Consider the following 17750-nt stretch of genomic DNA (forward strand, 5'->3'; position numbering starts at 1 on the left):
AGATCATTGTTTGGCTAATCGTGATTTTTGCTGGCCTGGGCGCCGCCCTCTCTCTGATGAATAGCCCTCTCTACGCCTTCCTCACCATCGCGTTGATCTTGGTCATCTCCCTGCCTTTTCTGCTCTTTGCCTTCGTGACAACATTGCTCAACCACATCGAGTTTGTGGCTGTTCCTCCTGAGGAAGAAGAGGAAGAGCGCGCTGTGGCAGCCAAGTCGCCAGTGGCTGTCAGGTAACAGCCAGTTGGATCCTCTCCTGCTGGCCCACGGATGCTAGGGGTTGGCAAGCCGCCTTGCTGGCCGGCGGGTCTTGGTTCTCAATGCTTGTTTAATTTTTGCTACAGTTTGTTGCAGCCAGCCCTCCAAGCCCTGGCCCCCAAGGTCTGTCTCGGTGCCGATGGGTGGGCCGACCAAAAGAAAAGGCGAGCCGGCGGGGTTTAGGTCGAGAGAGGGCTGCCAGCCAGTTTGGGAAAGCAGGTGTTTGGTGGTGATGAAGGCAATGGAAAATAACCTGGCCCAGCTCGACTACTGGGTGTACCGGCTGGCGCGGCTGCTCCTGCCTGCTGCACTGGATTCTGGCCTCAGCGACCGGGATCCCGTAGGCTAGGTAACTTGTCTCCCGTTGCCTCCCCTATGCGGATCCCTTACTGGTGGCCACAGCTCGGCTTTCAGTTCTGGCTGATCTTTATTGGTCGGCTGCTCTCCCAAACCGGAACCGGTTTTACTCTGTTCTACACCACCCTCTTTTTCGTCAATCAGGTAGGGCTAACGGCCACTCAGGTAGGTTTGGGCCTGGGCATGATGGCCTTTGCTGGCGTGCTTGGCCGCCTCCTCGGGGGATCCATGGCAGACGGAGCTTGGGGCCGCCGCTCCACTTTGATCCTCTCGCTGGCCATTTCCGCTCTGGGCTCCTTTGGCTTTGCCCTTTCCCATGGCTTCTGGAGCTTTGCCCTGGCCAACCTGGCGGCAGGGTTTGGGCAGGGCCTCTATTGGCCGCCGGTGGAGGCAGTGGTAGCGGATCTAACCACGCGCGAGCAGCGCAACGAAGCCTATGCCCTAAACCGCCTGGGGGATAACTTGGGCCTGAGCCTTGGCGCCGCCATGGCCAGCGTCCTGGTAGCTCTGACGAAGAACTACCGCCTCCTGTTTGTTATCGAGGGCCTCACGTACTTGGCTTTTCTAGCCCTGCTCTGGCTTTGCGTTCAGGAGACTCGGGCAGCTCAGCCGCCGGCAGAGCCTCTGTTGGCAGGCTGGAAAGTTGCCCTGCAGGATCGCCCCCTATGGGTGTTCGCCCTGGCCAACATTTTCTTCACCACCTACATTGCCCAACTCAGCAGCAGCTTGCCCCTTTACTTGCGCAAGGGAGCTGGGATCCCTGAGGTGCAGATTGGCCCGTTGTTTGCTCTGCACGGAGCCATCGTTGCCCTGCTGCAGATACCGGTGGCCCGCCGGCTGAACCGCCTCACCCGCATCCAGGGTTTACAGGGATCCGCCCTGATGTGGGGGCTGGGATTTGGGTTGGTTTGGCTCAGCGGCCCAGCAGCACAGGTGGGAGCGATGCCGGCCATAGGGATGGCGGCCTTGGCCTTGGCGGTGCTCTCCTTGGCCCTGGCGAGCTACAACCCCTCAGCTTCGGCGCTGGTGGCAGATTTGGCCCCAGAGCATCTGCGGGGGGTTTATCTATCGATCAACTCCCTCTGCTGGGCAGCAGGCTTTGCCGTTGGGCCGCTAATCGGGGGGGTGGCTCTGGATCTGCCACCTCCTTGGGCGGGTGGGCTGTGGCTCTTTTGGGTGGCCAGCGTCGGCCTGGTTTGGGGAATCCTTAGCTTTTTGGACAGCATCCTACCCTGCAGAGTCAATGCGGCAACGGTCTCTCCGCCGCCAGCGGCTGTTCCCCTGCACAACGCAGAGCCCTGAGGCTGGATCCCGGTCGGTTTGTTAAGCTGATGTTACCTTCAACCCTCGAAGCATGCGTTGCATTTGCATCCTTGGGGGCGGCTTTGGCGGGCTGTATACAGCCCTGGAGCTCGTCCGCCGGCCTTGGCCGGAGCCGCCGCAGATTACCCTGGTGGATCGTCAGGAGCGCTTTGTTTTTGCTCCTTTGCTCTACGAGCTGCTCACCGGCGAGATGGAAGAGTGGGAGGTGGCCCCCCGTTTCCAGGATTTGCTGCCGGAAGGGGTAGCGTTTCGCCGCGGCGCGGTGCAGTCGGTTGACCTCCAAGAGCACCGCGTCTTCCTGGCAGAGGGGCAGACTTTGGAGTACGACGCTCTGGTGCTGGCGCTGGGAGGGGAAACTCCCCTGCAGGGCGTGCCGGGAGCAGCGGAGTTTGCCTTTCCCTTCCGCACCCTAGCCGATGCCCAACGGCTGCGGGCCCACTTGCAGACCCTAGAAGCGCGGGATCCGGCTCAGGCCATTTACCTAGCTATTGTGGGGGCGGGGGCCAGCGGCGTAGAGCTAGCCTGCAAATTGGCCGACCGGCTGGGCTTGCGCGGCCAGATCCGTCTTATTGAGGTGGGATCCCAGATTTTGCCGGGGTTTGCTCCCTCAAGCCGGAAGGCAGCCCAGGCGGCGCTGGCCCAACGGCGGGTGCAGGTGGAGCTGCAGACCAAGGTACTTGGGATCGAGGCTACGGGAGAAAACGGCGCTCCTCCCTTTCGTCTGCAGCGGCAGCGCCTGGCAACTCAGGAGATGGCTGTTGACTTGGTCGATGCTGTGCTTTGGACAGTCGGCACCCAACCAGCGGCGGCCATTGCTAACTTGGATTTGCCCAAGAACGAGCGGGGCCGCCTGCAGGTCCTGCCCACTCTCCAAACGCCCACCTTTCCCGAAGTATTTGCCCTGGGCGACGGAGCAGCGGTGGTGGATGCCACAGGACAGCCCGTACCTGCAACTGCCCAGGCAGCTTTCCAAGAAGCGGGCTACTGCGCTTGGAACCTGTGGGCTCTGCTCACCCAGGAGCGGCCGCTGCTGCCGTTTCGCTACTTTTCGCTGGGGGAGATGCTCAGCCTAGGGGCGGATACGGCAGTAGTCTCGGCCTTGGGCGGCCTTACCCTAACCGGCCCCCTGGGCTACCTAGCGCGGCGAGTTGCCTACCTCTTCCGCCTGCCCACTCTAGAGCACCAGCTCAGGGTGGGGTGGAGCTGGATGACCCGCCCGCTGTGGCAGGCGCTAGGATCCCTGGAGCTGACGGGAGCGCTCGTAGGCCGCCCGCACCGCCTGCATTAGGGCCCCTCGCACCCCTGCCTGTTCCAGGACTTGGAGGCCGGCAATGGTGGTGCCGCCGGGGCTAGTGACCTGGTCTTTGAGCAGGGCGGGGTGCAGCTGCTCCTGCTGCAGGAGGGCAGCAGTGCCTGCCAGGGTCTGCACCGCCAGTTGGGTGGCGATGGGGCGCGGTAGGCCCACCCCTACGCCACCGTCGATGAGCGCTTCCAGGATCACTGCCAAATACCCTGGCCCCGATCCTGACAGGGCGGTTACCGCATCCATCTGGCTCTCCGGCACCGTCACCACCTGGCCTACAGCCCGAAACAACCTTTCTACCAGATCCCTTTGCTGAGGCGTCACCCCTGGCCCGTAGCAGATAGCCGTGATCCCTGCCCCCACCAGTGCCGGCGTGTTGGGCATGGTGCGCACCACCTTTTGCTGGGGAAAAGCCTGCTGCAACTGCTGCAATGGGATCCCGGCCATAATCGAGATCACCAACTGCGTGGTGGACGGCTGGCCCATCTCTGCCACCACCTGCGGGAAAACCTGGGGCTTGACGGCCAAAAATAAAATCTCAGACTCTCCTGCTTGGGCAAGATCCGCCAACAGCCGAATGCCCAGCTCCTGCTGTAGGGTATTGGCCTTGTCCGGGTCGGGCTCCCGCAAAGCCACCTGAGCTGCAGGATAAACTCCCGCGGCCACCCAACGCCGCAGCAGGGCGGATCCCATGGCTCCACCCCCGATTACACTCAGCAGCGGTCGCTCCATGCCGGCTAGTGCTGCCCCACCGCCTGCAAATGTTCATAGCCGCTGGGCCAGAGAGGGGTGGGGCTTTGCAGAGGGCGCTGCAGCGGCGGCATCCCTTGGCTGCTTGGAGTAGAGACCGTCACCGTGCTGGGGGTGAACAAAAAAATGTTTTCGCCAATGCGCTCTTGGTGGCCATCGATGGCGTAGGTGCCGCCGGCAACAAAATCCACAGATCGCTGCGCCTCGGCGGGATCCATCAGGGTCAAGTTCATGATCACCGTCTTGCGCTCCCGCAGGTACTGGATGACTTGTGCCATCTCGTCAAAGCTGCGCGGCTCCAGCACCACCACTTCGCTAGTGGGTGGGTTGACGCCCGGTAATCCAATCACGTTGCTCCCCATACTGCCCCCCCCTAGGCGATCCCGATGTTGACTGCGCCGATGGCCCCGCGCCTCTTCTCGACCGACAGACCCTTCCCCGGCTTCCACTCCCCGCTGTCGGCGTCCGCGTGGAAGGGCACTGGCTTCCTGCTCTTCGGGAGCCGGTTGAGAACGGCGTCCCTCGTAGAGCAGTTGGTAATCCTCCTGCCCTTCCATCTCAGGGTACTCCTCCAGGCTGTCCACGGGATCATTTAGGCCCACAAAATCTCTTACCCTGCTCCAGATTCCATTGACGTTCATCGTCCACATCCTCACTACAGGTCATGGTTTGCGGCAAGCGCAGGATTCAGGCTCCTGATGGGATCTTGAGTAGCCCACTCCAGCCAAAGGGCATCTCCAGCCTCATATTTTTAGTTAAAGTTTTTCAAAAGGCCGAGACAGGGTTTGCTCAAGAAGCTGCCAACGCAGGTTAACAAAACCCATGGACTCGACGAGTCGAGTTTACCCAGAAGAAGTAAAGATGTCATCCCACTTGTCCGGCCATTGCTCTGGCCAGAGTCAACTCTGCTCCTCGTCCGGCTTGAACACGTGTTAACAGAGGTGACGCCAATGATTACAAACTTACCTAAAATTTGCCCTGCGAGGGAAATTTTAGGCAGGATTCCCCTGTTTTTGCCCGATCCAGGCCGAACTCCAGCCCTGAGCGTGCCTTGCAGGGCAGCTCCGGAGTTGGACGGCTTTACACAAAATTTAATCACAATTTAACGGCTTCATAGAGACTCCATCTATCTATTTCCGTTCGGCATCGGCAAACAAAGCGCGCCCCAGCCGGATCAAGTTAGAGCCTGCTGCCACCGCCAGGGGGTAATCGTCGGACATGCCCATGGAGAGGGTGTGCAACTGCAGATGCTCGTAGCCGCTGCGCTGGATGTGATCGGCCAGCTCGGCCAGCTTGCGAAACAGCTCCAGGGCTGCCTCTGAGCTCAAGCCCAAAGGCAAAATGGTCATCAGGCCCACAATTTGCACCTGCAGCAGTTGATTCAGTTGCGGCAGGCTTTGCAACAGATCGGGGATGAGCCAGCCAAATTTATGGGGATCCGGGGCCAATTTCACCTGCAGACAGAGCTTGGGGGTGAGGTGCAGCTCCCAGGCTTTTTGGTTGATCAGCTTGGCCAGGCGCAGGCTATCGACGCTGTCAATCCAGGCAAATTGTCTGAGGGCCGGTTTGACTTTGTTGGTCTGCAGGTGCCCGATCAAGTGCCAGACAATATCGGTCAGATCCTGCAGTTGCGCCTGTTTGGCGGCTGCCTCTTGCACTCGACTCTCCCCAAAATGGCGGATCCCGGCCCGATAGGCGGCGCGGATGTGGTTGACGCTGTAACCCTTGCTCACCGCCATGATTTCCACATGCTCTGGGATCTGGGCGCGGATGGCCTGAATGCGGCTGTGGATGAGCTCTTCGTCGACGGGGGGCGGCGACGGTTCAAGGGAGCTGGAAGAAGGCGGAGACATGGCTGGGGCCACCTGGGAAGCTAGCAGAAGATCTCGGCAGAGAGAGTCCAGTCCTCATTTTGTCTGGATGCTTCGAGATTGGAGCCAGTGCTCCAGCGGCCAGGTGGAAACAGGGGGAACCCGGCCATAGCCCAGTTCTTCTGGAGCTTAGCCCAAGGCCGCCGCCAGGATCTGATAGGCCAGCTTGGCGACGGTGAAGGCGCTGCGGCGATCGGTTTCCCGTTCCCCGGTGACCGCCAGCTCCACCACATCGGCGCCGATGATTTGCCGCTGCTGCCCCAGTGCCCGGATCAGTTCCACCGTCTCCCACCAGCCCAGTCCACCCGGTTCGGGGGTGCCGGTGGCCGGCACAACAGCAGGATCCAGCCCGTCCACATCCACCGTCAGGTACACCTGGGATCCCAGCGTGGCGATCACCTCGGGGATCCACTCCTGGGCGGGCTTGTGGTGCAGGCTGTGGGCGAAGAAGGTGTGCAAGCGGTGCTTGCGAATGGCCTGGCGGTCTTCGGCGCAGATGGAGCGGATCCCCACCTGGGTGAGGCGACCGCCCACTTGCTCCACCACACGGGCCATGGCGGAAGCGTGGGAATAGCGGGATCCCTCGTAGCTGTCTCTCAGGTCGCAGTGGGCATCGATCTGCAGCACGTGCAGCTCTGGGTAGTGGGGCAGGTGGGCGGCAACCAAGGGGCCAGTGATGGAGTGCTCCCCGCCGATGGAGAGCAAAAACCGCCCCGGCCTCACCCACTCGGCGGCGCGGCGCTGGATTGCGGCCATGGCCAGCTCATGAGTGTCCAGCCCCTCGAACTCCACTGGCGGCGCCGTCCAGTAGCGGGAGATCTCTGCGGCAAAGTTGGGGTGGAAAGCCGGCTGGCAGTCTCTCACCTCGTCGTAGATCTCCACGTACGCCGAAGCCTCCAGGAGTGCTTGGGGGCCTTTGGCGGTGCCTTTGCCGTAGGAGGTGGTGGCCTCGTAGGGGATGGGCAACAGAATGGCTTGGGCCATCTCCGGATCCGGCTCAGGCAGGCCCAGGAAGGGGAAAGGAGAGCGGTACATGGCAAGAGCACAAGAAGGGATCCCTATTTTATTGAAAGATCTTGCGATAGTCCGAAAGGATTGGGATGGATCCCTTGTAGGATGGCAGCAAACCCTCTAGACTAAGCAAAGGTTTCCACAGCCGATTTGCTTGCACTCCTCCTGTGTCCCGTTTCCACAAGCTGACAAGCCTATGACCACAGCCTCTCAAGCTGCCCTTTTCGACGCCCTTGCCCGGCGCCGTGCCCTCAAGATCATCAGCGGCCTGCAAAACTTCGACCTGCAGTCGGTGCTGAAAGTCACCCGCGCCGCCCAGGAGGGAGGAGCCACTTGGGTGGATATCGCCGCCAGTCCCGAATTGGTGCAGCAGGTGCGAGCCCAGATCGAGCTGCCCATCTGCGTGTCGGCGGTGGACCCGCAGCAATTGGCTGCTGCCGTGCAGGCGGGGGCCGACATGGCCGAGATCGGCAATTACGACAGCTTCTACCCTTCGGGCCGCATCTTCTCCGCTGCGGAAGTTCTAGATCTCACTCGCCAAACCCGCTCCCTGCTGCCGCGCACTCTCCTGTCGGTTACCGTTCCCCATACGCTGCCTTTGGATCAGCAGGCGGAATTGGCAGAGAAACTGGAGGATCTGGGGGCCGATCTCATCCAAACCGAGGGCGGCACCAGCGCTGAGCCCCGTCACGGCGGATCCCTGGGCCTAATCGAGAAGGCTGCCCCCACCCTGGCTGCCGCCTATGAGATTAGCCGGGTGGTCTCGCTGCCGGTCATCTGCGCCTCTGGCCTCTCAGCGGTGACGGTGCCCTTGGCCATCGCTGCCGGTGCTTCAGGAGTGGGGGTGGGCAGAGCTGTCAGTCGCCTCCAGGATGAAGTGGCCATGGTGGCCCAGGTGCGGGCGCTGAGGGAAGCTTTGTCTGAATCACGGGTGTCGGCGCTTGTTTGACATTGGATGGGAGAGTCCTTTTCCCGGTGGGGTGGCAGGGCGCGGTGTGGCTCTGGCCGAAGCGCAGTTGGAGGTGGGTACCTCCACCACCTTGCCGCCGCAGGCGGCACCGCTGGTGTTGCCTCCCCCGCCGGTGGGAGTTCGACAAATTAGAGAGGATACCGATCCTGAGCAAACCGCCGATATGCCCCTTTCCCTTCTGGCCGAACAGGTGTTGGAGGCGGTGTGCGAAGCGCAAATCGATGCTCAACGGGCCCTGGCCCTCATGCCCGACCTGAGCGAATCCCACATCCGTGCTGCCTGTCCCAAGCGGCTGATCCCCAAAAGCTGAAGGAAAACAAAGGCTGCCCCAGACCTTGGGTTGACAAGTATCCGAAAAACAAGCTAGAGTAAGCGCGCTCCAGAGGAAGGGTGCTCTAACGGCCGGATGTGGGCGCAATTTGCCCAGGGGATCCCCCGTGCGGATTCGCTCCCCACACCAATCTATCCAACTGGGCATCGCCAGGGTGCATCCTATGTGATGCAGGGTTTTACGGTTACCGACAACATTGTTTCACTAATTTGAAATTCTCTGCTTCATCGTGCAGATAAGTTCACAGGCAGCCTGTGAGTTTTGTGCAGGTTTGCACTTGGCATTGGTGATTTGAGGAGAAACCGTGCCCAGAAAAGCCACCAGCACAAAAACCAAAACAACCAGGACAACCTCAAAAGAAGGAGCTGGGCCCGACCCGCAGGTGGCGATTGCCGCAGAAATCCAGCGTCTTTCGGATACTTATGGCATTTCTAAGGAGCTCCTAGAGAATTTTGCCCGGTTTGTAGTCAGGCAGCTACAGCCACCGCCCCGGCTGTCTGTCAAAGAGCTGCAGAAAGCCATTTACAACCACTTTGGCGTTAAAAACGCAGCCGAGCTGAGAAAATCAGCCAGCTTCAGACTGGCAACCAGTGGTATGGGCAAGCTGAACTTATCCAACATAGATGATTTGGAGCGCATTTATCGTCAGCACATCGGGATCCTTCCCAACGAAGAGGGAGAAGAGGGGTATGGCTGCATCAATGGGATCAACATCTTCAAGTACGACTTGCCTTGGCGGGTTTTTGGGCTTGACCCTGATCGAGCTACCGATGAAGACATCAAAGCTGCTTTTTATCGCCTGAGCAAGATTTACCATCCCGATTCTCCGACGGGAGATGACAAAATTTTCCAGCGATTGACTCTTTTCTACAAAAGCCTTACGGAGAAGTTTGAGCAATGGCTATAGTCTATGTTTCCTCAAACAAGCTCGCCAACTTCTTGGGTATCAGCCTTGAGGAACTCAGAGAGATTGAAGCTCACTTTGACAGTATCCCCGATGATGCATGGAAACTGGTGGAAGGTAAAGACTATCGTGTTATCAACAAAAGTTCTGGGCTAAGGGAATACACGCGGTCCGGCGCTTATGCCATTTTATCCTTTTTAAGGTCTCGATCAGAGCAAGGTTGCAAATCCTCTACAGGTACAAGCATTAGGAATTGGTTCAAGGAAGAGCATCGCAAGAAGCAGAAAGCTCTGGTAGATTACAGGATCCTTCAAAACAGCTCCTCTCTGGTCAAAAGACAAGATCAGTTTTGGCTATCTCGTCGAGATGTTGTGATGATCTTTAGAACTCGAACTGACTACCTTAAGAAGGCGCTTGAGCTTGCATCGAAGCAAAGTAAGTTAATCAAAGACGTTCATTACACACGTTTTGGTAATGATGACACTGTTTACCTCTCTTTGCGAGGTATCTATGAGCTTGCCAAGGTTATGGGAGAGGTTCTCAAGCAAAACCACAGAAAAGACTGGTGTCAATATGTTAGCGAACGCATTGAACCTCAAATTCAGGTAATCGTCAAGAAAATCCAGGATCGACAAAGAGAGATAGAAAGGGCAAAAGATCTTGCAAGAAAAAGGGATAAAAATCTTTGTAGAGTTACTCGAAAAGCAGCCAGTAGCCTAACGGTTCATCATCTCTACTCTGAAGCGCACTATCCAAAGCTTGCAGCGAATCTCTCCAACCTGATTACCATAGCTGACGAAGTGCATTGCCACTTTCATCAGTGGATGGGAGGTTTCAGCAAGCCATGTACAATTGATGACTTCATTAAGTATGTTCTGGAATACTACCCTGAGAATAGACATCTGATCATCTGGTTGGAGCAGCAGAAGGCCAGCCTTGGCTCGCAGGTGCCTATGGGAAAGGAGAGAGAACATGTGCTCTACCTTCCTCTCCAGCGTGTAACTTGAAATAACCCATTCGATTGTTTTCAGGTCATTCCAAGCACCTTAGCCAGGTGTACCTGATTGATTTCTTTTTCGGGGCTGCCCTTTGGATGTCCGGCTTCCCTTTCTGTTAGCAATCTGAACCTCTCCCTACTAGTAATAGAGGCCACGGCGCAACAGGGGATCCCTAGATCAAGCCCTGATCCAAGATCGCGCGGGAATGGGCAATAGCTGCTCTCAAGTTGGCCCGCTGGGTGTAGCGCATCGTCATGGCGGCAGTCGTATGGCCCAGCAGGTGTTGGATGTGTTCGGGGGCAACGCCGCGATCCAGCAGCAAGGTGGCAAAGCTGTGGCGAAACTGGTGGGGGGTTTGGTGGCCCGGCTCGGGCTCGGTAAGCTTGAGCACAATATGACGTAGGCCATCGTAGGTGAGGGGACGGCCCCGGTAGGCCGGGCAGCGGGATTGGGAGACAAACAAGGGATCCGTCGGCGCGCACGGGCCCCGTTCTCGGCTCAGATATTGTTGCAGCAGCTCGGAGAGGGGATCCCCGACCGCCACAGCGCGGGGTTTGCTGCCCTTGCCACAGCGCACCTCCAACAGGGATCCCTCAGGGCTGATCTGAAAATCCTGCACCGTCAAGTCCAACAGCTCCTGTGCCCGCAGCCCGCACTCCAGCAGCAGGCGGATCAAGGCCGCATAGCGCAGAGAATGGCTCTGGGCCCGCTGCAGAACCCGCTGCAACAACAGCCGATCCAGGTCGCGAGGCAGACGGGCGGGCAGGCGGGCAGGCCGAATCGCCTGGGTGGGCAAGGGATCTGGAAAGTAGCCCCGTTGGCTGGCCCACTCAAAAAACTGCTGCAGCGCCAGCCGCTTGAGGTTGTAGGTGGCGGGAGAGGCGGGCGGATGAACCCACTGGCCGGAGCGGTTGCGAAATGGACGCCCCTTCAAGCTGTTTAAAAAAGACTGAACGTGGGACGGCTGCACCTGAGGCAGCGGCACCGGGCAAGTTTTGGCAAACTGTTCCAGGGCAATGCGGTAGGTGCGGCGGCTGGCCGGGGCCAGATCCCGCTGCCGCTCCTGCAAAAATTGCCCCACCAACTGGCTCAGGCTGGGCACGGGGCAGCTCGCCTGACGCTGGAGATGGGCCTGTTGAACCAAGCCGGGCCGGGGATCCCTCATCGGCACGACCAGCAACCCTCCACTCACCTTTAACTTTAGCCTCAACTTTTGGCCAGCGCCGTTCAAAGACGCTCTCTGGCAATCTCCGAAGGGATTGCTACTGGCCAGTCAGCAGGTGTTGGGCGATGAAATCCGTGTACACCTCGCCCCGCAAAAAAGCCTCGTGGCGCAGGATCTGCTGGTGGAAAGGGATCGTGGTGGGCACCCCGGCGATGGCGCATTCCCCCAGCGCCCGCTGCATGCGGCGGATGGCGGCTGCCCGGTTGGGCCCCCAGACGATCAGCTTGCCCAACAGCGAATCGTAATAGGGGGGAATGGTGTAGTCGGTGTAGATGTGGGAGTCCATGCGCACCCCCGGCCCTCCAGGAGGCAAATAGGCGCTGATGGTGCCAGCGCAAGGGCGAAACTGCTGCTTGGGATCCTCGGCGTTGATGCGGCATTCGATGGCATGGCCCCGCAGTTCCACATCCTTCTGGCGAAAGGTCAGGGGTTGACCTTGAGCGATGCGAATTTGCTCGGCAATCAAATCCAGCCCCGTCACCATCTCGGTAACCGGGTGCTCCACCTGGATGCGGGTGTTCATCTCGATGAAGTAGAACTGGCCGTTTTTATCCAGCAGAAACTCCACCGTGCCCGCCCCCACGTAGTTCACCGCTTTGGCTGCCTTCACCGCCGCTGCCCCCATGCGGGCGCGCAAGCTCGTGGTCAGAGCCGGGCTGGGGGCCTCTTCCAGCAGCTTTTGGTGGCGCCGCTGAATCGAGCAATCCCGCTCGTAGAGGTGCACCACATTGCCGTGGCTGTCGGCCAAAATCTGAAACTCCACATGGCGGGGGCGCTCGATGTATTTCTCCAGATAGATGCCCCCATCGCCAAAGGCCGCCTGGGCTTCCCCCTGGGCGGTGCGCATCATCTTCAGCAATTCTTGGGCATCTCTGGCCACCCGCATGCCCCGCCCCCCGCCGCCGGCGGTGGCTTTGATGATCACGGGATAGCCGATTTTCTCCGCCAGCCTCACCGCTTCCTCGTCAGAGGTGATCAGCCCGCGGCTGCCGGGCACGGTCGGCACGCCCACCGCCTGCATGGTCTCGCGGGCCGTGGCTTTGTCGGCCATTTTGCGCATCGCCTCTGGCGAGGGGCCGATGAAGATCAAGTTGTGGTCGGCACACATCTCGGCAAATTTGGCATTTTCCGCCAAGAACCCATAGCCCGGATGAATGGCAGTGGCCCCGCGGGTGAGGGCTGCCGAGATGATGTTGGGGATGTTGAGATAACTTTTGGCCACTGGGGCTTCCCCCACACAGACTGCTTCGTCCGCCAGTTGGACATGTAGAGAGTTCTGATCCGCAGTGGAGTAGACAGCCACGGTGCGGATCCCCATTTCCTGACAGGTGCGGATGATGCGCAGGGCGATCTCGCCTCGGTTGGCAATCAGGATCTTGGTAATGGGCGGCATGGAGAGCGTTCCAAGTCAGAAGAACCCTGGCCGCTTAAGCCGGCGGCCCGTGCAAGGTAGGGTACGTAGGTGCTGATCCTACTATGGCAAGCAGACGGAAGGATCCAGATGGGGATCCCGTATCCGATCAATCCAGTTGACACCCTAGCTGAGGCTGCAGAGATCCAGCAGAATCCCGGTGGGTCAAACTCTACATCTCCGGATACCCATCCGGACGGGATCCGAGGATTTTCAGGTAGAGGTTGATCTTGGCGCCAGCACTTGCATGGGGCGAAACTCTGGATCAGCAATAACTCTCAGCTCCCCTCAGCCTGTACAGACCTGTTCAAAACCCAGGCTTCTCCGGGAAGCTCTCCCAGCCCGATTCTGACGGCAATGGATCCCTCCATCTCTCTCTAGTTGTCGGAGCGAGGCCATGGCCCCAGCCACTCTCCGCCGCGAAAGCGCCAGCGGGGAAACAAAATCCGCATCACCACCCAGAGGTAAAGGCAAACCCAGACTACAACGGAATCGCTTCCCTTCCCGTTGGCCAATCTACAAGTACTGGTGGCAGGTCTGAGACCTGTAGGCAGGTGGCACCCACACCATCGCTACCCCTGCCCACAGCACTTCGTAGGTAATCAATTTGCCGCAACTGGTAGGACGCCCAACTACTAGCGCGACGCCGCTCCCTTCTGGAGCGTGGCTGCCGGTTACTCCCTCGGCTCGCGCCAGCGAGCTGTAGGCCTTTCTTGGTCGCCGGCTCTGGAGTTGGAGCCGGCTTGCAGACTGCGGTCAGCGCTTGCTGCCCAGTAGCAGCCTACCCGTTCCACAGTGGCGGGCAGCGCTCCTCCCCACCACTGGCGACGGCAAGCTGCAGGCCTCTAAATCAGGGAGCTGCCGCGCTGCAAGGAGTTGAGCATCCCCCGCCGGCAACCATCCTACCTCGCCAAAACCTTCCCCCTGACTGATGAGTCGGCTCTCACAGGCCAACGATCTGGGTATTTTCAAAGGAGGAGAGAATCCTGTCCAAATCCTGAGCTTGCAGGGAGTAGGTGGCAGTAGCGTCGTTGCCAAACTGGATCTCGTCTCCGTCCTCAAGATCGCGAAACTCCACCCGCTCCCCCCGGATGTAAAGGCCGTTGGTGCTGGGCGTGCCATGGATGTCTCCATCGATGATTTGGTAAGTAAACCCATCGGGAGAGGAGGGAGATTCGGTCTTCACTAAAATGGCGTGGTGGCGGGAGACGTATTGGGAGTCGATGCGGATGCTGTTGCTCGGATCCCGCCCCAAGGAATAGAGCTCGGCTGTCAGCCAGTAGGCCTTTGGCCCGTGGCGATCCTTGACGATCAACACGTGGTTAAGGGTAGGTCGGCGAGGGGGCGTGGTCATAGCGGACACCCACTGGCACAACACGCGAATAGGATAGTCAAAACATAGCATGGGATCCGAGGCGTGAACCCTGGCCGGTTTGTCTGCCAGAGCCCTTGCCCTGCTGGCGAGTGAGACGACGTTCCTTGACGCTGCCAGAGAGGTGTCAAGAGAGGCCAGGTATGCCCCTGTTCAAGACCGAGTCCCAGGGGATCCCATCTCGTGGCTGTTTTTAACTCCGCAAAATCTCCCTGCCCCCTGAGTTGGCAATCGATGCTTTGAGGAAAGGTCTGAGAAAGGAAAGGAGCAGAAGGCCGAGTAGATTTTTGTAACAATTCCTCTCATAATAAGATTTGATGATGCAAATGCCTCCCAGACCATGAATGGCTCGCAACCGGATCCCGTCAACCAGCCCAAGCCCTCTAGGGTACCGAAGCTGATCGAGTTGCCGGAAGATGAAACCGATGCACAGGTTGGCGATCCCCTGCGCATGCAGCGCTATGAATGTCGCTCTTGTGGCTATGTTTACGAGCCGGCCAAGGGGGATCAGCTCAATCGGATCCCGGCAGGTGTGCCCTTTGAGGAGCTGCCCGCCGACTGGAGATGTCCGGTGTGCCGCGCCGGCAAGCGCCTGTTTCAAGCGGTGGGCGCCAAGGGCAAGCCTTCCGGTTTTCAAGAGAACTTGCGCTATGGCCTGGGGGTCAATGTGATGACCCCTGCCCAGAAAAACCTGCTCATCTTCTTGGGGTTGGCGCTGGGATTTTTGTTTTTGATGAGTTTCTATTTCGTCGAGTGATGGCCAAAATGCTTAAGCTCTGGAGACTGGTGCTGCTAGCTGCCTTCTCTCTCTTGCTGATGGCGGCGCGGATGCCGGACATGAAGGTGGTGCCCTGGCAACAAGTCGAGGTGCCCACCCAGAACATTCTGCTGGACATTGCTTTCACCGGCACCAACCCTTCTCATGGCTGGCTGGTGGGCGATAAAGCGACGCTGTTGGAGTCTCAGGATGGCGGCCTCCACTGGCAGGTGCGCAAGCTGACGGCACTGGAGCCGGAAGCCTATCTGAGCTCGATTAGCTTTGCCGGAGCAGAAGGCTGGGTGGTGGGGCAGCCGAGGATCCTCCTCCACACGCTCAACGAGGGATCCGACTGGACATCCATTCGTCTCAGCAAGCAACTGCCGGGGGAGCCGATCCTAATCCAAGCCCTGGGTCCTGGAGCGGCTGAGATGGTAACCAATGTGGGGGCCATCTACCGCACGGAAGATGGAGGACAGACCTGGCATGCCCAGGTGGAAGAGCCGATTGGGACGATTAAAAACATTGCCCGCGGCCCAGGAGGAGAGTATCTGGCCGTGTCGTCGCGGGGCAGCTTCTACTTTCTCTACACTCCAGAAAGCCGATCCTGGAAGCCGTATCCGCGGGAAAGCTCTCGCCGCATTCAGAACATGGGCTTTGGCCCCAACGGCAGCGCCTGGAAATTGAACCAAGGCGCGGAGATCGCCTTCACGAGTGACTTCACCTCCGGCGAGTGGTCCAAGCCGTTGCGACCCGGGCGTGCCCTCAGCTTTGGCTATCTAAATGCGGCCTACCAGAACGACCACGACCTCTGGGTGGTGGGCGGCGGCGGCACTCTGATCCACAGCCCCGATGGCGGCAAAACCTGGGAGGAGGCCAAGAAATTGAGCAACATTCCCGCCAATTTCTACAGCATCGAGTTCTTTGGCCCCGACCGAGGATTTATCTTGGGGCAGCGGGGCACGCTTTTGCGCTACGTTGGCTACAGCAATTCCCCGTCCTAGTCCTAGGGTGAATGGAGACAGGAGGGATCCCACCTCACCACCACGGCTGCTGGTGGCGGCCAGCGGGACGGGGGGGCATATCTTTCCGGCGCTGGCCGTTGTCGAGCAGTTGCCCACCTGGCAGATTGAGTGGCTGGGGGTGCCGCAGCGGCTGGAGGCGAAGCTGGTGCCGGACCGCTACCCGCTGCACCGAGTGGCCATGTCCGGCTGGCAGGGATCCCCCTGGCAGAAGCTGGGATCCCTGGTTCAGTTGGCGCGGGCAACGCTGCAGGTGCGGCAGATCCTGGCTTCAGGCCAGTTTGACGTGGTGTTGACCACCGGCGGCTACATCGCCGCCCCGACCATCTTGGCAGCTCGCTCGCTGGGGGTGCCGGTGTTGCTGCACGAGTCCAACTGCCTTCCGGGCAAGGTGACCCGCTGGCTGGGAAGATTTTGCCGGCTGGTGGCCCTGGGCATGGCGGAAACGGCAGAGCATTTGCCAGGGGCAGTTACCCGGGTGGTGGGCACGCCAGTGCGGGCGGAGTTCTATCAGCCCCAGCCCTTGCCCGCGGATCTGCCGATTCCAGAGGGGGATCCTTTGATTGTGGTGATGGGGGGGAGCCAGGGGGCGCGGGGCCTGAACCGCCTGGTTGCCGCCTGTGCCCCCGCCTGGTTGGAGGCAGGGGCGTGGATTGTGCATTTGACCGGCGGCAGTGAGGTCGGGATCCCTTCCCACCCCCGCTACCGCGCTTTTCCTTTCCGCGCCGATGTGGCCGCCTTGCTGCAGCGGGCAACTTTTGCCATCAGCCGGGCTGGCGCTCTCAGCTTGGCGGAGTTGTGGGCCACCGCCACCCCGGCCATTTTGATCCCCTACCCCTTTGCCGCCGAGGATCATCAGTACCACAACGCCCTGGCTTTTGTGGGTCGCGGCGGGGGAGTGGTCATGCGAGAATCGGAAGCGAATCTGGACTTGCTGCGGCAGACGGCCCTGGCCTGGTTGGCTCAGCCCCAGGTGGTTGCCCAAATGGCCGCCAACTTGAAGGCGACAGCTCCTCCTGCTGCCAGCAAGGCAGTTGCCCGCCTGCTCCAGGAGATCTGCCGAGATTCCGCCCGTTAACTCCCCCAAGGGGCCAGCCGTGGTACAGCCGAGATTGGATCGGGATCCTCTTGCCCGCCGCCTGCCTGAGCCTGCCGCAGCCATGGAGACTTCAGCCTGGCTGGAACCTCGTCCTGGTGAGGCGAGCCCCAACGCCGTCGTGCTGGAATCACTGTTGGCGCGCCTGGAACAGTGCTTTGGCATCCCCCAACGTCCTCGCAGCCCTGATGGTCTGCCCCTCTATCCCGACCTCTTGGACGAATTGGTGGGCACGATCCTCTCCCAGAACACCACCGACCACAATAGCAGCCGCGCCTTTCGCGCCCTCAAAGCCGCTTTCCCCTCCTGGGAAGCTGTCTTAGCTGCTGATCCAACCAAGCTGGCCCAGGTGATCCGTCCCGGGGGCCTGGCCCAACTCAAAGCAGCCCGCATTCAGGAGATTCTGGCTGCCATTGTCAAGCGACAGGGATCCCTGAGCCTGGACTTTTTGCGGGATCTGGACGACGCGGACGCTCTGGCCTATCTCCTTTCCCTGAAGGGGGTAGGACTGAAGACAGCCGCCTGCGTGCTGTTGTTTGGCCTGGGCCGGGATCTCTGCCCGGTGGATACCCATGTGCATCGGGTGGCCAACCGTCTTGGCTTGGTGCGGGCCAGACACCCCGACGACACCTTTGCCCAACTGTCGCCGCGGATCCCGGCGGGCAAGGCCTATTCCCTGCACGTCAACTTGATCCGGCTGGGCAAACGCATCTGTAAGGCGCGCCTGCCCGAATGTGGCCGCTGCCCTCTGCGACACGAATGCCCCTCCGCCCTGCTGCGGCAGCGCTGATC

At 59.9% G+C, this 17750-nt stretch carries 19 protein-coding genes and 1 pseudogene; 12 read left to right on the forward strand and 8 right to left on the reverse strand.

From position 1 onward, the window contains the following. From NW809_RS00910 to NW809_RS00925, 4 genes are all read left to right on the forward strand, one after another. On the forward strand, nt 1-236 hold a 236-nt coding region (locus tag NW809_RS00910), incomplete at its 5' end, for a hypothetical protein (RefSeq protein ID WP_414401348.1). Nucleotides 237-483: 247 nt separating this feature from the next. Then, entirely contained in the window at nt 484-606 is a 123-nt protein-coding gene (locus NW809_RS00915) for a hypothetical protein (RefSeq protein WP_414401349.1), read from the forward strand. A gap of 26 nt (nt 607-632) precedes the next feature. Then, nucleotides 633-1916, forward strand: a complete 1284-nt coding sequence (locus NW809_RS00920; protein ID WP_414401350.1) for an MDR family MFS transporter — start codon at nt 633-635, stop codon at nt 1914-1916. A gap of 52 nt (nt 1917-1968) precedes the next feature. Beyond that, the gene (locus tag NW809_RS00925; protein ID WP_414401351.1) at nt 1969-3225 is read left to right on the forward strand and encodes an NAD(P)/FAD-dependent oxidoreductase; all 1257 of its coding nucleotides are present in this window, start codon (nt 1969-1971) and stop codon (nt 3223-3225) included. Here NW809_RS00925 and proC read toward each other — a convergent pair. The 4 genes from proC to speB all read right to left on the reverse strand — a co-directional run bounded on the left by proC (nt 3169) and on the right by speB (nt 6896). Then, the gene (gene proC, locus NW809_RS00930) at nt 3169-3972 is read right to left on the reverse strand and encodes a pyrroline-5-carboxylate reductase (protein ID WP_414401352.1); all 804 of its coding nucleotides are present in this window, start codon (nt 3970-3972) and stop codon (nt 3169-3171) included. The two genes, NW809_RS00925 and proC, sit on opposite strands and share 57 nt — an antisense overlap. A gap of 5 nt (nt 3973-3977) precedes the next feature. Continuing rightward, the gene (locus tag NW809_RS00935; RefSeq protein WP_011429749.1) at nt 3978-4547 is read right to left on the reverse strand and encodes a cell division protein SepF; all 570 of its coding nucleotides are present in this window, start codon (nt 4545-4547) and stop codon (nt 3978-3980) included. Nucleotides 4548-5120: 573 nt separating this feature from the next. Then, the gene (locus NW809_RS00940) at nt 5121-5843 is read right to left on the reverse strand and encodes a YggS family pyridoxal phosphate-dependent enzyme (RefSeq protein ID WP_206336810.1); all 723 of its coding nucleotides are present in this window, start codon (nt 5841-5843) and stop codon (nt 5121-5123) included. Nucleotides 5844-5990: 147 nt separating this feature from the next. Further along, entirely contained in the window at nt 5991-6896 is a 906-nt protein-coding gene (gene speB / locus NW809_RS00945) for an agmatinase (protein WP_011429747.1), read from the reverse strand. A 172-nt stretch (nt 6897-7068) separates the two neighbouring features. On the opposite strand from speB, the gene NW809_RS00950 reads away from it, so the two are divergent. The 4 genes from NW809_RS00950 (at nt 7069) to NW809_RS00965 (ending at nt 10084) form a co-directional block, all read left to right on the forward strand. After that, a complete protein-coding gene (locus NW809_RS00950) occupies nt 7069-7821 on the forward strand; it encodes a DUF561 domain-containing protein (protein ID WP_011429746.1) in 753 nt (250 codons plus the stop codon). Nucleotides 7822-7867: 46 nt separating this feature from the next. Next, the gene (locus tag NW809_RS00955) at nt 7868-8152 is read left to right on the forward strand and encodes a hypothetical protein (RefSeq protein WP_011429745.1); all 285 of its coding nucleotides are present in this window, start codon (nt 7868-7870) and stop codon (nt 8150-8152) included. 325 nt (nt 8153-8477) lie between these two features. Then, nucleotides 8478-9080 (forward strand): J domain-containing protein, encoded by a 603-nt coding sequence (locus tag NW809_RS00960; protein WP_011429744.1) that lies wholly within the window; start codon nt 8478-8480, stop codon nt 9078-9080. Further along, a complete protein-coding gene (locus NW809_RS00965) occupies nt 9071-10084 on the forward strand; it encodes a hypothetical protein (protein ID WP_011429743.1) in 1014 nt (337 codons plus the stop codon). Before NW809_RS00960 ends, NW809_RS00965 begins: the two co-directional genes overlap by 10 nt. A gap of 163 nt (nt 10085-10247) precedes the next feature. Here NW809_RS00965 and NW809_RS00970 read toward each other — a convergent pair whose 3' ends face one another. The 4 genes and pseudogenes from NW809_RS00970 to NW809_RS00985 form a co-directional block, all read right to left on the reverse strand. Next, nucleotides 10248-11306 carry a tyrosine-type recombinase/integrase gene (locus NW809_RS00970; RefSeq protein ID WP_240527717.1) on the reverse strand — a complete coding sequence of 353 codons (1059 nt, stop codon included), beginning with the start codon at nt 11304-11306 and terminating at the stop codon, nt 10248-10250. Between the two features lie 31 nt (nt 11307-11337). Continuing rightward, on the reverse strand, nt 11338-12693 hold the full coding sequence (gene accC / locus NW809_RS00975) for an acetyl-CoA carboxylase biotin carboxylase subunit (protein ID WP_414401353.1): 1356 nt from the start codon (nt 12691-12693) through the stop codon (nt 11338-11340). A gap of 534 nt (nt 12694-13227) precedes the next feature. Beyond that, nucleotides 13228-13387, reverse strand: a pseudogene (locus NW809_RS00980) (RNA-guided endonuclease TnpB family protein); the annotation flags it as partial. Between the two features lie 267 nt (nt 13388-13654). Beyond that, nucleotides 13655-14065, reverse strand: a complete 411-nt coding sequence (locus NW809_RS00985) for an FHA domain-containing protein (RefSeq protein WP_011429738.1) — start codon at nt 14063-14065, stop codon at nt 13655-13657. Nucleotides 14066-14423: 358 nt separating this feature from the next. Here NW809_RS00985 and NW809_RS00990 point away from each other — a divergent pair, with 358 nt between their 5' ends. The 4 genes from NW809_RS00990 to NW809_RS01005 are packed head-to-tail and all read left to right on the forward strand — an operon-like array spanning nt 14424 to nt 17748. Beyond that, nucleotides 14424-14840, forward strand: a complete 417-nt coding sequence (locus tag NW809_RS00990; protein WP_346426045.1) for a rubredoxin — start codon at nt 14424-14426, stop codon at nt 14838-14840. A 29-nt stretch (nt 14841-14869) separates the two neighbouring features. Beyond that, a complete protein-coding gene (locus NW809_RS00995) occupies nt 14870-15844 on the forward strand; it encodes a photosynthesis system II assembly factor Ycf48 (protein ID WP_414401354.1) in 975 nt (324 codons plus the stop codon). A gap of 7 nt (nt 15845-15851) precedes the next feature. Continuing rightward, entirely contained in the window at nt 15852-16940 is a 1089-nt protein-coding gene (gene murG, locus NW809_RS01000) for an undecaprenyldiphospho-muramoylpentapeptide beta-N-acetylglucosaminyltransferase (RefSeq protein ID WP_011429735.1), read from the forward strand. A gap of 19 nt (nt 16941-16959) precedes the next feature. Beyond that, complete coding sequence (locus NW809_RS01005) at nt 16960-17748, forward strand: endonuclease III domain-containing protein (RefSeq protein WP_414401355.1); 789 nt, start codon at nt 16960-16962, stop codon at nt 17746-17748. Nucleotides 17749-17750: the final 2 nt, after the last annotated feature.

Source organism: Synechococcus sp. WC101 (genome assembly GCF_047461555.1).
Taxonomy (GTDB): domain Bacteria; phylum Cyanobacteriota; class Cyanobacteriia; order Thermostichales; family Thermostichaceae; genus Thermostichus.